The 14,241-nt window shown below is 46.7% G+C and carries 17 protein-coding genes and 1 tRNA gene; 14 read left to right on the top strand and 4 right to left on the bottom strand.

Annotated features, from left to right (window positions below):
* Positions 1 to 77: 77 nt before the first annotated feature.
* Positions 78 to 746 (bottom strand): iron-regulated protein, encoded by a 669-nt coding sequence (locus COW20_02045; protein ID PIW50551.1) that lies wholly within the window; start codon positions 744 to 746, stop codon positions 78 to 80.
* Positions 747 to 764: 18 nt separating this feature from the next.
* Here COW20_02045 and COW20_02040 point away from each other — a divergent pair, with 18 nt between their 5' ends.
* The 4 genes from COW20_02040 (at position 765) to COW20_02025 (ending at position 2,517) form a co-directional block, all read left to right on the top strand.
* Positions 765 to 1,145, top strand: coding sequence for a rhodanese (locus tag COW20_02040; GenBank protein PIW50550.1), 381 nt, complete (start codon positions 765 to 767; stop codon positions 1,143 to 1,145).
* Positions 1,146 to 1,148: 3 nt separating this feature from the next.
* Entirely contained in the window at positions 1,149 to 2,000 is an 852-nt protein-coding gene (locus tag COW20_02035; GenBank protein PIW50549.1) for an MBL fold metallo-hydrolase, read from the top strand.
* A 44-nt stretch (positions 2,001 to 2,044) separates the two neighbouring features.
* A tRNA-Pro gene (locus COW20_02030) sits at positions 2,045 to 2,118 on the top strand.
* Positions 2,119 to 2,172: 54 nt separating this feature from the next.
* Positions 2,173 to 2,517 carry a hypothetical protein gene (locus COW20_02025; GenBank protein PIW50548.1) on the top strand — a complete coding sequence of 115 codons (345 nt, stop codon included), beginning with the start codon at positions 2,173 to 2,175 and terminating at the stop codon, positions 2,515 to 2,517.
* On the opposite strand, the gene COW20_02020 is transcribed toward COW20_02025, so the two are convergent.
* Complete coding sequence (locus tag COW20_02020; GenBank protein ID PIW50547.1) at positions 2,483 to 3,094, bottom strand: hypothetical protein; 612 nt, start codon at positions 3,092 to 3,094, stop codon at positions 2,483 to 2,485. The two genes, COW20_02025 and COW20_02020, sit on opposite strands and share 35 nt — an antisense overlap.
* Positions 3,095 to 3,146: 52 nt before the next feature.
* Between COW20_02020 and COW20_02015 the strand changes: the two genes are divergently transcribed.
* The 8 genes from COW20_02015 to COW20_01980 all read left to right on the top strand — a co-directional run bounded on the left by COW20_02015 (position 3,147) and on the right by COW20_01980 (position 10,545).
* A complete protein-coding gene (locus COW20_02015; protein ID PIW50546.1) occupies positions 3,147 to 4,139 on the top strand; it encodes a solanesyl diphosphate synthase in 993 nt (330 codons plus the stop codon).
* Between the two features lie 45 nt (positions 4,140 to 4,184).
* Positions 4,185 to 5,171, top strand: coding sequence for a hypothetical protein (locus tag COW20_02010; protein PIW50545.1), 987 nt, complete (start codon positions 4,185 to 4,187; stop codon positions 5,169 to 5,171).
* Positions 5,168 to 6,067, top strand: coding sequence for a hypothetical protein (locus tag COW20_02005; protein PIW50544.1), 900 nt, complete (start codon positions 5,168 to 5,170; stop codon positions 6,065 to 6,067). The genes COW20_02010 and COW20_02005 overlap by 4 nt, the downstream gene beginning before the upstream one ends.
* A gap of 15 nt (positions 6,068 to 6,082) precedes the next feature.
* Entirely contained in the window at positions 6,083 to 6,523 is a 441-nt protein-coding gene (locus tag COW20_02000; protein ID PIW50543.1) for a dynein regulation protein LC7, read from the top strand.
* Positions 6,514 to 7,092: a gliding-motility protein MglA gene (locus COW20_01995; GenBank protein ID PIW50542.1), complete on the top strand. Its 579-nt coding sequence runs from the start codon at positions 6,514 to 6,516 to the stop codon at positions 7,090 to 7,092. The genes COW20_02000 and COW20_01995 overlap by 10 nt, the downstream gene beginning before the upstream one ends.
* A gap of 161 nt (positions 7,093 to 7,253) precedes the next feature.
* Positions 7,254 to 8,192: a hypothetical protein gene (locus COW20_01990; protein ID PIW50541.1), complete on the top strand. Its 939-nt coding sequence runs from the start codon at positions 7,254 to 7,256 to the stop codon at positions 8,190 to 8,192.
* Between the two features lie 213 nt (positions 8,193 to 8,405).
* Positions 8,406 to 9,116: a 7-cyano-7-deazaguanine synthase QueC gene (queC, locus tag COW20_01985; protein PIW50540.1), complete on the top strand. Its 711-nt coding sequence runs from the start codon at positions 8,406 to 8,408 to the stop codon at positions 9,114 to 9,116.
* On the top strand, positions 9,109 to 10,545 hold the full coding sequence (locus COW20_01980) for a hypothetical protein (GenBank protein ID PIW50539.1): 1,437 nt from the start codon (positions 9,109 to 9,111) through the stop codon (positions 10,543 to 10,545). Before queC ends, COW20_01980 begins: the two co-directional genes overlap by 8 nt.
* On the opposite strand, the gene COW20_01975 is transcribed toward COW20_01980, so the two are convergent.
* Complete coding sequence (locus COW20_01975) at positions 10,546 to 11,469, bottom strand: hypothetical protein (GenBank protein PIW50538.1); 924 nt, start codon at positions 11,467 to 11,469, stop codon at positions 10,546 to 10,548.
* 247 nt (positions 11,470 to 11,716) lie between these two features.
* On the opposite strand from COW20_01975, the gene COW20_01970 reads away from it, so the two are divergent.
* Both COW20_01970 and COW20_01965 read left to right on the top strand, forming a co-directional pair.
* A complete protein-coding gene (locus COW20_01970; GenBank protein ID PIW50537.1) occupies positions 11,717 to 12,073 on the top strand; it encodes a group 1 truncated hemoglobin in 357 nt (118 codons plus the stop codon).
* A gap of 21 nt (positions 12,074 to 12,094) precedes the next feature.
* Positions 12,095 to 12,670 (top strand): hypothetical protein, encoded by a 576-nt coding sequence (locus tag COW20_01965; protein PIW50536.1) that lies wholly within the window; start codon positions 12,095 to 12,097, stop codon positions 12,668 to 12,670.
* Between the two features lie 43 nt (positions 12,671 to 12,713).
* On the opposite strand, the gene COW20_01960 is transcribed toward COW20_01965, so the two are convergent.
* A complete protein-coding gene (locus COW20_01960) occupies positions 12,714 to 13,499 on the bottom strand; it encodes a hypothetical protein (GenBank protein PIW50535.1) in 786 nt (261 codons plus the stop codon).
* Positions 13,500 to 14,241 lie beyond the last annotated feature (742 nt).

Raw genomic sequence — 14,241 nt, 5'->3', positions numbered from 1 at the left:
GATAATTTAAATTCTAGTGCTTCTAAGACGCGCATTTCAAGCTTCAAACAAAAAACGTGTTTGAAATAAGCTCAGAATCAGGAGACTTCGCTGTCTAAAAAAGTTTTAAAATCGACAGTGGATTTGAGGGTGAATTCTGGAACCCGTTCTAAATCCTGAGGGCTTAAATGATACTGTTCGCAGACCAGACTGAGGCGTGGTTGATGGCTTTCAGCGAGGCGTTTTACGGGCAGAATGGTATGTTTGAGATCTCCTCTGAAATTCACTTTTAGACCGGTTTGTGGTGTAATCAAGGCCAAAGGGTTTTCCTGGGGATCATAGAGTTGCAGGTCTCCTCCTTCCATCTTTGGAATGACCACATAGAGCACACTGACCTGTTTGGGATAGGGTAAATCGATGCCATACCCACGGATACTGTGGTCGATATGCCGTTCTACGAGCGAATTTTCTCGCAAAGACAGGGCATTTAAATAATAGAGGTTATATTCTGGCCGCATGATGTGGGCGAGATAGGTTTCAAGCAAGGGGAATTCTAGAAGTACTTTGGGCAGATGCTGGGGCCTGAAAATGATGGAAAACCCTTGTGTGGTGGCAAAACGTTGGTTTAAAACATTGTCTGCCAGATAGGGCGTTTCAAGTAAGTTTTGGGCCAAACTTTGCAGATACTCAGCACGAAAGCACTCTTTTTCCAATGAAAAAAAATGATTTTCTTGGGAGGGGTTCAGAAATTTCTTCAGCCATTGCATACCAGAATTATAACGTGAATAGGTTTCGCAGATGCTAAACTGAAAAAAGCAATTCTTTGCAGGAGTCAGGCCGTGGAAGATGAAATTGAAATCTCTGTACAAGAGGTCGCAGCATTACTCAGATCCGATCAGCCCCCCCCTTTAATCGATGTGCGCGAAGAGTTTGAACGTGAAATTTGCCAGATCCCAGGCAGTCGCCATTTGACAGAAGCCTTGGCAGATGAAATTTTAAAGGATTGGGACAAAGAGCAACTGATCATTTTCTCCTGTCACTTGGGGGGACGCAGCCGGGGAGCTGCAGAGTATTTTAAACAGGAAGGTTTCAAACAGGTGAAGAATTTAACCGGGGGCATTGAAGCCTGGTCACTTGAAATTGATCCTTCCGTTCCGCGCTATTAGACCATGTTAAAACTGAGCCTTTTGAAGGGGGGATATTGTACCCATCGCAAAAATATGGTTTTGCGAGGGGCTTCCTCAGAAACCTGCCAATTTCCCTCTATGTTTGCTTTGATTGAGCATCCCCAGCAAGGCTATCTGCTCTTTGATACAGGCTACAGTACTCGCTTTTTTGAGGAAACGCGTACCTATCCTGCCAAGCTTTATGCCCAGTTAACGCCCGTCTTTTTAAAGCCTGAAGAAACCGCGAAGGCGCAATTGGAAAGCCGGGGGATCTCGCCCGAGCAAATCAACACTATTTTGATTTCACATTTTCATGGCGACCATGTGACCGGGTTGCGCGATTTTCCCAAGGCCCGTCTGGTCTGTTTGAAATCTGGATACGAAAAGGTAAGAGCCTTGCGTGGCTTGTCAGCCACACGTATGGGATTTTTGCCAGGTCTATTGCCCGATGATTTTGAAAAGCGTGCGCTTTTGATTGATCGTGAAAACAGCCCCTTGCGCGTTGCCGCTGTTGAACCCTTCGCGTATACCTATGACCTGTTTGGCGATCAGAGCATTTTATTGATTCCTTTGGAAGGCCATTTTGCAGGGCAGATGGGCGTTTTGCTGAAACTGGAATCTGAACAGCGCTGTTTTCTGATTGCCGATGCCTGTTGGCTAAAAGAGGGCTGGCAAAATATTCACTTGCCGCATCCTGTCGCCATGGCGATTATGAATGATCGCGTGCAGTACAAACAGGATTTAATCAAGATCAGAGCCTTTCACGAAATTTCTCCTGAGACGCAGATTATTCCTTCGCACTGTACCGAATCACTGGAGGCATTCATCTTAAAGCAGGCTGAAACGGTGCTTTGAAGTGCTACCATTCATTGCCGGCCGATGTTATAATACGAATCATTCGGGGCGTAGCGCAGTTTGGTAGCGCGGATGGTTCGGGACCATCAGGTCGCTGGTTCGAATCCAGTCGCTCCGACTTTTTATTTTTTTGTGCCTGTATCTTTCAATCTATTCATGTAAAGCTTTGTTCATGCATTCAGCCCAGATCATTCCCCTCGCCGCTGCCTTGATTGTTGCGCTTTTGGTGAATTTTTATCTTTCATTTTTGGTCCAAACCCGCTATGGGGGACAATGGGGGGCTGGTTTTTATCTGCCACTGCTGGTGGTTTTCAGTTTGCCCTGTTTGGTAGGGGTGGGCTTTCCCGTTTGGCTGATTTTGGTGGCTCCAGCTTCAGCTGCGCTGAAAGCGATTCTGTTTTTCAGTTTTGTGATTTTGAATATGCGCTTATTGATGCGGATCACGCCCGTAATTTTGAACAAACGCTTTCAGCCGCCAAAGGCTAAAGATCAATCTCCACATAACGGGGAGACTTGACCGCAAAACTTACAAGGTAATTGATCAGGGTGCCGTCCGGTTGAATTCCAACAAATTCCCCTGTTTTTGAATCCCAGCGAATCACCAGAAACTGGTTTGAATCGAGATAATATTGCAGGTCGAGAAAATAGGGGATATTTTCTTTCTCTGCAAAACTGACGGCGCGTTGTTGGTAGTCTTCTTCATTATTGGGGGGGGGCTGAAACAGAGAACCAAAGCGTTTAAAATTAGCGCTCAGGGTTTGAGCCGCGTTTTGTGTGCGGGTGCGTGACCATTTGCCTGTGGGTTTGATCTGAATCAGCCGTTTGAGGGTATTGAGTTCTGTGGTGCTGAGTCTGACTCCCAAACTTGTCAGTGTTGCAGCGAATTTACCTGTCTGAGGGGTATCCAAAGGGTTGGCTACGGGGGCGTTGATCGTGGTGGGGCCATCTGGTAGAAGGTCTTCAAAATCCGGCAATTTCAGATTTGTGGCATCAGGAGTTGTTGCGGTGGGGTTGACGACACACGCGCCGAGAAGAGAGGTGAGGAGTAAAAGATGAATCCAGTAAATTTTGTTTGAACCTGTCAGACGTTCCATTGCTAAATCCCATGCGTTCTTAAGCTTTACTCATGATACAATACCCAGTGTTATGAAATCAGCCATACAGCAACACAGTTTTTTCAAACTGCTTGAGAAAGATCTCAACAGTCTTGAATCGATCATGATCAGTGAACTTCAAGTCTATGATCCCACGCTCATCGCAGCAGCCACACATTTGATGAAAGCGGGTGGTAAGCGTTTGCGCCCGGTCATGGCTTTGCTTTGTGCCAAGGCCACCTTAAATCAAGAGGTTGAATTGGAGCGCCCCCATTATCTCTTGGCGATGGCGCTTGAAATTTTGCACACAGCCACCCTGATTCACGACGATATTATCGATGCTTCCAATCTGCGCCGTGGCTTGCCCACTGTAAACCAACAATGGGGCAATCGCACCTCGGTTTTAGCCGGAGATTTTCTCCTGGCCCGATCTTGTTATTATGTTTCGATTATTGCCAGTGTTGAACTCAATACCATTTTCTCGCAAATGGTGATGGATATGTGTAACGGAGAATTGTCACAGTTTCAAAGACGCTTCAAAAGTACAATATCTTTAGCTGAATATCTTGAACAGATTTCAAGTAAGACGGCTCTGTTGATGGCCGTTGGCTGTCAGGGAGCAGGCATTATCAACGGGGCTGATGAAGCGATTCAGAAGGCGCTGTATCAGTATGGTCATCAAGTCGGATTGGCTTTTCAGATTATGGACGATATTCTTGATTTTACGGTGAGCGAGCGGGAAACCGGAAAATCAGTTTTTAATGATCTGGCACAGGGTCAGATTACCTTGCCCACGTGGTTTGCCTTGCAGGAATCTGAACATGCTGAAGAGCTTCAGCGCTTGATCGATACCCGTTTTGTTGATGACGAAGATTTACAAAGAGCTATTGAAATCGTGGTTGAAAGTAAGGCCCTTGATTCCTGTCATAAACTGGCCCAAGAATATGTCGATGAAGCTGTTTCAGCATTGGCATTATTGCCGGAAAGTCCGGCCCGACAGGCGCTTGAAGAATTGGCTGCTTTCTCCGTTCAGCGAAAACAATAAATTTATGGTATCTTATTTACACGTGACAGGAAGGGATCCATTGCAATGATGATGAGCGCTCTTGACAGTTCCAAGTGTGCACTTGGAGGTTGGCTTTGGCAGGAATTGACCGATGCCCAGATAGAATTTACGCTTTTTTGTGACCCTTTTGCCGGTGCAGGACGTGCTTCCCTTTTCTTTAAGCGCAGAGGCTTTCAAGTTTTTGCCTGTGATGTTCTTCAGACACATTATTGGCGCAACCGCGCATCGATTGAAAACAGTTCAGATTTTTTAACCCCGGAACATTACCAGGCCATGATTGCGCCCACGGATTCTTCTGTACATGCCCTGTTTCAAGCTTGGGGAGATCACTATTTCACCAAGGATGAAGCCTCCTGGTTGGGGGCTTGGTGGCAGAATATCAATACCTACCCTGAATTCAGTGAAAATGCCAATTTAAAGGCTTTGGCCTACCATGCAGTCTATCTCACCATGAACTATTGGCTGAATTATAATCAAAGTTATTTACAGCCCAAACCTCTGCCCGCACAGGAGGTTCTGAAGCATTATGTTCAGCAGGTCAATCATTTTGTCTGTGACAACCAAATGCCGAATGTCTCCTATTGCATGGATGCCTATGAGTTGGTGCCTGATTTACCCCAAGACAGCCTGATCTGGATCTACCCACCAGGCATGAATGGGCTGCGCAATACCAATCGCAAAACCGAATTGGCTGAATGTTGGACCCGGCGAACCCCGCAGATTAATTTAGAGGGCATCTTGCCCCCTTCAGAACAGGCCAAATTGGGGCAGCCCTTTCACGACCCCGACAGCTATTTACAGGCTTTGTCACAATTCCTGGATAAATGCCAGCATATTCGCCTTTGGATGGTTGGGCACAATGATGCCATGGGGGTTTCTCTTGAGCAGATTGAAGAATTGGTTCAACAAAAGCGCACGATTTGGAAAAAGGGAGCTTTTGAAATTCCCTATCCGGCTGCGGGTGAATCCTATGCTCAGAATGAATCTGTTCTGGTAGCGGTGGTGGAATGAAGTTTAGCGGTCGCTTTGCTGATTTTAGCCTGCCTGACGTCCTCCGTATCGTTGTGCATGGTCAAAAAACAGGCTATCTATTGATTACCTTTAAAGCCATACAAAGTAGAATCTATGTCCGTCAAGGGCAGTTACATCACGCAGTAAGCGAAGGCTTACAGGGTGAGAAAGCCGTATTTAATCTGATGACCTATGACCCGGCTGCTGAATTTGAGTTTGTTGAAACTGAAGAGATGCCCGAACAAACCATCAGCAGTGAATTGGATGCTTTGATTCAAAATGGCATTGCCCATCTTGAAAATTGGCGCAAACTCACGCGGATTTACCCTTTACTTTCAGTCAATACGGTCATTCAACTTCAGCAGGAGCCTCCTTTGCTGGATGACTTAAGTTCTGAACAGGTAGAAATTCTTAAGTTACTCACAGGCCACAGTGCGCTTAAACTTTCACAGTTGGCCGAAACATCATCTTTGGATCTTTCTGTTTTGGCTGAAACCCTTGTAGAGCTTGAAAAACTTCAGCGGGTTCAGCTGATTGGGGAAGAACGTGTCGAACTTCAGCAGTTTTTTCTCGAAACTGCAAATATCTTGTTCAGTGAGTTTGAATCCATCAGTGGCTTAAAGTTGAAGGAGGAAATTGCAGGGCGTCTTCAAAAATTTGTTGAAGAAAAAAACTGGAATATCGAACTACAAAGTGGTAGAATTGTGGGTGACAAAATCCGCACATTCACATTTGAAGAGCAGAAACAAGTATTCAGTGGCTATTTGCAACTGATGATTGATCTGATTGCTCCTATATACGGGGTGACCTTTATTCAACAGGTCATGCAAAAAGTTGAAAAGCGGTTTTCTGCACCGATTCAACATTGGGTAGATGAACTTAAAATAGAAGTTTAAGGTTGAAATATTAGTATGCTAAACCCTCAACTCAGTAGCATGGTAATTACCCCTGAGGGAATTACCAAAATAACTGCGTTGCTGCAGGAGTTATTCTCCGAAGCCAATGCCCGCTCCATTCTTCTGGTAGAGAAGAGTGGACAGCACCTTGCGATGGTGGGTGAGGAATCTCCTCACGTGATGGCCCTCTCTGCGCTGGTTGTCGGTGCATTTTCATCTACCCGTGAAATTGCACGTTTACTCGGTGAACCCGAGTTTAAAACGATGTTTCAACAGGGAGATCGTCTGAATTTGTTTATCTCTCTGCTTGACTCTCAAGACTTAATCACCGTCATTTTTGATGAGCGGACCACTTTGGGGATGATCAAACTCAAAACGCAGCAAATGACAAAACGTATCAGTGAAGAGATCAAGAATATGGGTCAATCCCAGGTAGGGCAGGGACCATGGCGCTAATAAACTACGCAAGTCGCGAAATCCACTGTAAACTCGTATTTTATGGTACGGGGATGGGGGGGAAAACCACCAACCTCGAATATTTGCACAAACAATTGAGCCCGACTATTCGTGGTGAGATGGTATCTCTGAATACTGCAAATGAACGTACCCTGTTCTTTGACTTTTTGCCGCTTGATTTGGGCAGTGTTCAAGGTTTTAAAACCAAATTCAGTCTGTATACCGTTCCAGGACAGGTTGAATACAATGCCAGCCGTCGTCTGGTTTTGAATGGGGCTGATGGTTTGGTCTTTGTGGCAGACTCTTCCCGCTCAAAGCTTCAGGAAAATGTGGATAGTAAACAGAACATGATTGAGAACCTCGCTTCCTATGGCATGGTCTTGGGCAAAATACCCTGGGTCATTCAATACAATAAGCGTGACTTACCCGATGCCATGGCGATTGAAGAACTTGAACGTGCCATGAATCCTGAAGGCGTTCCCTATTTCGAAGCCGTTGCTTTCAGTGGTCAAGGTGTTTTTGCAACCTTGAAGGCGATTTCAAAAGCTGTTTTGAATGGCTTAAGCTAGGCATTGTTCCTAAACGATCATTTAAGAAGGCTTCGGCCTTCTTTTTTTATGAATATTTTCAATTTTGTTTCAAGTTTAGTTTAAGTTTTCTTCAAGTTAGACAAGGCCAGCCTTGTCTTGGGGGATAGTGACTATACAGGAGAGATGAAGGAGAGTGCCCCATGACAGATGCGATTGGCCCTATCCAGGCTTTGCAGAACACGCTCAGCCAATTGACAGATCGTAAAATTGATCAGACCCAGTTTCAGCAGTGGAAAGAGCTGGCGCTGAAGGATCAGAAACTGGATAAAAGCGAAGCCCGTTTTCTGATGGATCAATTGGCTGCGAGTAAATTTGAACCGGATGTCATTCCTGCAGTGACGCAAGTGCTCTCAGAAGGGTTTACCTCCAATACTTCCAATCCTGTTGCGTATATTGGCGGCAATGAACTCACGGATATTCACAAGGTTTCTAAGGATTTTGACTTGGCCAAGGCCAAATCGATTACCGATCAGAATTTTATTGATGAAATCTATTTCAAAGATGAACAAGACAATCTGTATGTGGCCTATGGCTCACCTGAACAGGGCGGCGCACTGAATCTGGATCGCATCAAAGTTAATTATGTCGGCCGTTTGGGTGATAAAAAAGTCACAGTGGTGCATATCAACAATGAGACCAATACCACTTGGGAAGGGGTCAAAGCCCCTTGGAAAAGCACGATCAACACCCTGAAAGATGCAGGGCAGACCGGGATTGTCAAAGGCATTGGCGAAATGGCAACCACGCTGACAGCCATGTTTATTGGCAAAACCGTACTCGAAAACGGGATTAAAACCGTTTCTGAAAAAACGGCTGAAAAAGCGGCTGAAACGGTGGTTGAAAAGGGGGCAGAGGTTGCTGCTCAGGCTGCAACAGGAGTGGTTGGCAAGGCCAAAGCCTTGGGCTCCACCATTGGCCAGAGTATCAAGAGCAGCATGCGTACGGTGGTCGTGGGCGGGGCTGTGGCAGGTGCTGTGGTCGGAACCGTGGTGACGATTGGTTCTGGCATTGGTGCGGTCAAAAGCCGGTATAACCATCGGGATTATACAACCCTGGATATGGTGACCGGTCATTATTAGTGTATTTGCTTAAGAGCGCTCGGCCAGGCAGGTAGATATCCGCTCCGTGCGTATTCTTCATAGAAAAACGATTCCGGTCTTCTCCCCAAGTGTACTTTTAAGCCTTCTTTGCTGTGTTGGTCAACGGTTGTATTCTCGCTGATTCTTGAAAAGAATTGCTGAACCCCCTGTAAAAGCTGTAAAGTGATACCAATCTTTACAAGGAGCTTTGGGGTGTCTACAGCAATTGTCTTATTATCTGCAGGGTTGGATTCAACCGTGGGGCTGGCCTTGGCGCTAGAACGAGGTCAAAAGGTCAGGTTGGCGCTTTGCTTTGATTATGGCCAACGGGCTGCAGGCATGGAGCGAGAGCGCGCTCAGGCCCTGGCAGCACATTATCAGATACCCTTGCAGATTATCGAGCTACCTTGGTTGGGAGCGATTACGCAGACCGCACTTTCCAGTGATTCCGATACGGAGATTCCAGACGTCGCACTTTCTGAACTGGATTCGATTGCCGGTGTGACCTTAAACTCAGCCCAGAAGGTCTGGGTGCCCAATCGCAACGGGCTTTTAATCAATATCGCCGGCAGTTTTGCCGACAGTGGCGGTGATACGGTGATTCTGACGGGTTTTAACGCAGAAGAAGCAGCGACCTTTCCGGATAATACTCCCCAATTCAGTCAGGCCATTACCCATGCTTTGGCTTTTTCAACCCAAAGCCAACCCGAGGTGCGCAGCGAAGTGGGGCATTTGAACAAAATCGAAATTTTTCAAGCCGCTCTGCGCCTGCAGGTTCCGTTGGATCTGATCTGGTCCTGTTACCGCGAAGGCCCCCTACACTGTGGCCGTTGTGAGTCGTGCAGCCGTTTGTGGCGTGCAGCCGCAGCCAATGATCAATTGGCTCTGATACAAGATCAATTTAGGGAGCAGCCCCATGCTTGAGCACTTTTCACCCCAGGCCCTGAAAACCGTGATGTATGCCCAGGAAGAAGCCCGCCGTTCTTATAATTCCCTGGTGACTCCTGAGCATGTACTTTTGGGTATTTTACGCGACCCTGAAAATATTGCTGTGGAACTGCTGAATTCCAAGCAGGTCGATTTTCAAGCCGTGAGAACATATTTGCAAACCGAACCTGGCTCTCGCAAAAGTCCAGGCATGGAAATACATTTCTCTGAAGATGTGCGCACGATTTTTGAACTGGCTGAAGAAGAAGCCAGTCTGCTCGGCGAAGCCCAAGTCGATCCCGATCATATCCTTTTGGGCCTGGTGCAATTGAGTGAAGGCAAAAGCCTGCATGCACTTGAAAAAGGGGGCCTGCATCTTGCCCATTTGCGCTGGAATGTGCTGCGTCTGCGCTATCAGAAGCGAAATTTGGCCATTCGCACAGCCAGTCTGGATCGCTACAGTCAGGATCTGACCCGCCAGCTGGAAGCCGGTGCTCTGCCCATGGTGGTGGAGTGGCAGCCGATGGTCGAACGCCTGATTCAGTTTCTGGGCATGAACCGCAAGCACAATGTGCTGCTGGTGGGAGAACATGGAGTGGGTAAAACCGCTTTGATTCATGCCCTCAACCAGCATATTCTCGATTCACGGATCTTTTATGCCTTTGCCCATTGCCGGGTGATTTGCCTGCAGGTCGATAAGATGATTGCCGAAGCTGCTACGGATGAAAAACTCTATGAATTGACCCAATCGCTGATTGGTGAAGTGCGCCAGTCGGGAGATATTATCCTGGTGATAGAAAATATTCACCAGCTCTTTTTGGCCAATAAAAAAGAAATGGAATTTGTGATTACCCAGCACCTGCTGACCTTGCTGGAAGAGCCCCATACGACCTGTATTGCCACCACCACGCCAGCACAATTGGCTCAATTGGAGGCCAATACGCCGATCCAACATCTCTTTCAGATTCTCGAGGTGCCGGAACCTCCCAAGGAGTTTTGTCAACGGGTGCTGAGCCATTGGAAATCGCGGCTGGAAACCCATCACCGCGTTAGCCTGACCCCTGATGCGATTCAGATGGCCGTTCGTCTGGCGCAGGATTCTTCTCGCCGACAATATTTGCCCGAAGCGGCGATTACCCTTTTGGATCTTTCCTGTGCGCGAAAAATCTGGCGACAGACCATGGCCCTGCAAGAAACCCGCAAAGGTGAGCGGCGCATGCGCCAATTGATTGAACAAAGGGCCTTGATTGCACCAGAGGTCGAGCAAAGCCCGGCGGTGCGCAAAGCCTTTGAGCAAATCAAGCAGGAAATCCTCGAGATGGAAGTCTTTTTGCAGGAACAGAAACTGCATATCAATCCCGAAGGGCCTGTCGTGAGTGGGCAGGATATTGTGCTCAATCTCGACAGCCCCTGGGAGCAGACTTAATTACCAGTACCAGGGTTCGTGGTAATAGCCCCAGCAAGGTTCCACATAAAAGGGATCATAGTAGAAGGAGTAATAGCTGACGGGTTCATAGACATAGTCTACAAAGATTTCAGGTTCGCTATAATGGGTGACCTGAATAGTATTCTGGTTCTGAGCGACTTCAGGTGCATCATTGCGACGGGGCGCTTCCTGGGCCAGTTTGCGTTCCTGGTTGATCTGATTGCCCGCTACAATCACGTCTTTGAGAATATCTGAACCAGGAATTTCTCCATTCTCATTGGTTTTGCCTAGGTCGGTCAAATCTTTAACGGTATAAGCAGAGTTGATGATCTCTTCAACCTCGGCATAGAGAACTTTGCCCAGGGCCAGGTCAAACTCCCAGTTTTCTTTGGCACCGATCCGGCCTTCGCGCAGTAAATTGAGAAAAACCATGTCAAAGGGTGCAATGCCCTTAAAGCGCATAATCGCCACACGCAGATCGATAAAACGATCATAGGACTGCCCATCAATCATGATCTGTTCTTTTGGATTATCGCCGGGCTCTAAAAAGCAGGAATTGTCGATATCCACATGGGCAAAGATATCATAATGCTCTACCAGAGAGTGGTATTGTTCGGCCATGGTTTCAAGTTCAGCCCGGCCTTTTTTGCTGATCTCGTAGCGTTCTTTGCCAATAATCAGATACTCATCGGCAGCCATTTCATTGAGAATAGAACTGAGAAAGGCTTGCCCAGAATTGGGATCTTCGGCAATCAAGGGAATCACATAGTTTTGTTGATCCATTTTATAAAGAATGGTGCGATAGTTAAAGCGCTTGATTTCTGCTTCGCTCAAACTGAGCGGTTGGCTGAGTTTAGCTTCAAATTCCATCAGTTCGTCCCAGCTCAACTGGTCGAAGGTTTTGCCGCCACCATTTTCACTCATGCCCGACACCTCTTTGGTAAATGTGATACTGCATTTTATCATGTCTGCCTATTTCTCAGTTTATGACTGCAAGGATTGCCTTTACCGTCTTTGGATCGGCTTTGTGGCAATGAATCTCTTTCTTTTCGCGAGTTAGATCCAATCTATAAACCTGGGAGCAAATTTGGAGATTGACATTTGTGTTGAAATTGAATATTTTAGTTAGTAGTGCAAATAATTAGCACCACAAACTAAAAAGGGATGCAAAATGACGACACTTTACGAAAAATATGGCGGAGAACCCACTGTCCGTGCTTTGGTGGATCAATTTTATGAAAGAATCCTGGCTGATGATCGTCTGAAGGATTTGTTTAAGAATACGGATATGGAACGTCAACGCAAGCATCAGACGGCCTTTATTTCAGAAGTATTAGGCGGCCCCAAAACATATAAAGGGGCAGATATGCGCAAAGCACATGCTCATTTGTCTTTAAATGAAGGACATTTTATGGCGGTTGCTGAGCATTTGCAGGCCACCTTGCAGGGGGGAGGCGTAGCTGCCGACGATCTTTCTGCTATTATGGGTCAAGTGGCTTCTCTAAAGGGTGAAGTTTTAAATCTTTAAGGCAGATGGGGTTTTGAAAAAATGGCGCAAGCAGATCTTGAAAAGAAAACGCCAAGCCTCGAAAGCGCCATTTTTTCTGCCCTTGAAAGAATTCAGAGTTTTTTTCATTCACCTCTGCTGCTCGAAGAGCTGGTACTCAGTCCCTTACAGCGTAGAATTGTTCAAAAAATCGCAAGAAGTCTTGACCCGTTGACTTTGACGGATCTGGCCAAAGAACTATCACTTTCAAAATCTACCCTGTCTATTTCTTTGCAGAGCCTGACCCAACACAAGATTATATACAAAGTGAGCAATCCCAAGGATCAGCGTCAAAAATATCTTTGTTTAACAGATTTTGGCAAAAGTTGTGCGCAAAAGCTTGAAAGTTTTTCAGATAAGGTTTTGCAGAGTTTGGGGCAGATTCCCAATGGACACCAGGTTCAATTCTTACGCGCGCTCTTGGAATTTATTCATCAACTTCAATTGGAAGATTTGATCCAAGCTGAAGGCCTGTGCTTGAGCTGTTCTTATTTTGCTGAACAAGAAGAGGCCTATTGTCATTTATTAAAAAAACCGATGTCTGAAACCCATTTCCCCCTCAATTGGTATCAATCCTGAATCTCTCTTGGATCTGCACATGCAGGTGTGCTTTTTCATGCATTTATTCTGATGGCTTGGGCCATTGCGCCTCAGCCCTCTGGTAGAGGGGAGCCAGGCTACCCATAAAGGAGAGAGCTAAATCAAGATCATTTGTTGGGCTTTGGTAACTTGCATAAACATTTTGCATTAGATCAGAGAGTTCTGGCAAAATGCTGCCAATCAGAGACGGCATTTCTGCCACAGTTCGGGTATAGACGGGATGCTTACACATGGCCAAGCCCAGCCCCAATCTCAAAGCCTGTTTTGAAATCCAATGCTGACATTCCGCGACATGACGGGGATTTTTTTGTTCTTCAAGGGTTGGATTGTGCAGGCTTTCGAGGACAGTGCTTCGTGCCCAACGAAAGTGGCTGTTCAGTAGCCAAGCCAATTCTGGGCCGGCTTGCCAGGTTTCGCTCTCGCTTAAAATCTTCTGCCCCCAAAGTTGGATGCCATCACTTGCAAAAATAAATCTCAGACGCTTTGACTCTGGCGCTTGCAAAGTTTCAAGGGCAAGCAAGTCCAGGTCGATTTTAAGCAAATCCGGCCAGTTTGAGAGGACTTGTTCAGAAAGTTCTTTTGCCCAGAGCTGTTCAGATTCTGTGGCTTTGTGGTCGAGCACCCATTCTAAATCCAAATCGGAGCTGCCGATCTGTTCCTGACCGCGCCCGATACTGCCGAGCAGATAGACTGCTAGAAGCTGTTCTCCAAAATAGTCAATTGCCGCTTGAATGAGTTCGGAGAGCAGGGGCTGCCAATGGTTGTTGATTTGGGAGTTTGGGGGGAGTAAAAAGTGAAATTCAGACATATCAGCAGTTTAACAAAATAGAGAAACTTCGACTTGGCATCATGCGAAAAAACTTATATGCGTGTGGATATCTAGTGCTTGTTGAGTCTGAAATGATCAAGCATACCCACAATTTTACGTGCGACTGATCACGTTTAAATTGATAAAAATTAAAATTATTTTAAAAAAATCATAAACTATTCTTGACATTCATAACCTTTTCTTAGTATCTTGAGTATACGAACTTCGGTGAAGCGAAGAAGCGTAACAAAGGTTCCGGGTGCAACCCCCGGAGAGAAACCCAAGAGGGGCGGCGTTCAACGCAAGTTGAGAGAAGCCAGCCTGACCGGGGAGCAAAACCTGAGTGCCGTCGAAACGGAAAGCAGGGAACCCACTGGAAGCAGTGGCAGTCTCCGGGCAGGAAGAAAACCCTGAAGGGCGAACACCCAAGAGGGTAAAGTCGGGCCGCAAGGCACGGCACACGAAACAGAGGGAAAAACCCGCTGAAGTCTCGGTTGAGATGCGCAAGCGTTTCAAGTAAAAGGCAAGAGCGGCAGGCGCCGGTAACGGCAACCGATCTCGGTAGCGTGCAAAACCCTGAAGGGGCCAAGGACGAGAGGGAAACGGGCCTGACTTCGGTCAGCGCAACGGATCCGCAGAAGGCGCAATGCCCTGAAGCCGTGAGAATCGGCAGGAGGGCCAAGTTTGGAAGAAGCTGAAAGGTTTGTTCTGAAACGCGTTCGGCGGGGGAAAGTCCCTGAGG

The organism is bacterium (Candidatus Blackallbacteria) CG13_big_fil_rev_8_21_14_2_50_49_14 (genome assembly GCA_002783405.1).
In the GTDB taxonomy this organism is placed as follows: Bacteria; Cyanobacteriota; Sericytochromatia; order UBA7694; family UBA7694.
This window is presented reverse-complemented; position numbering and strand designations above follow the sequence as displayed.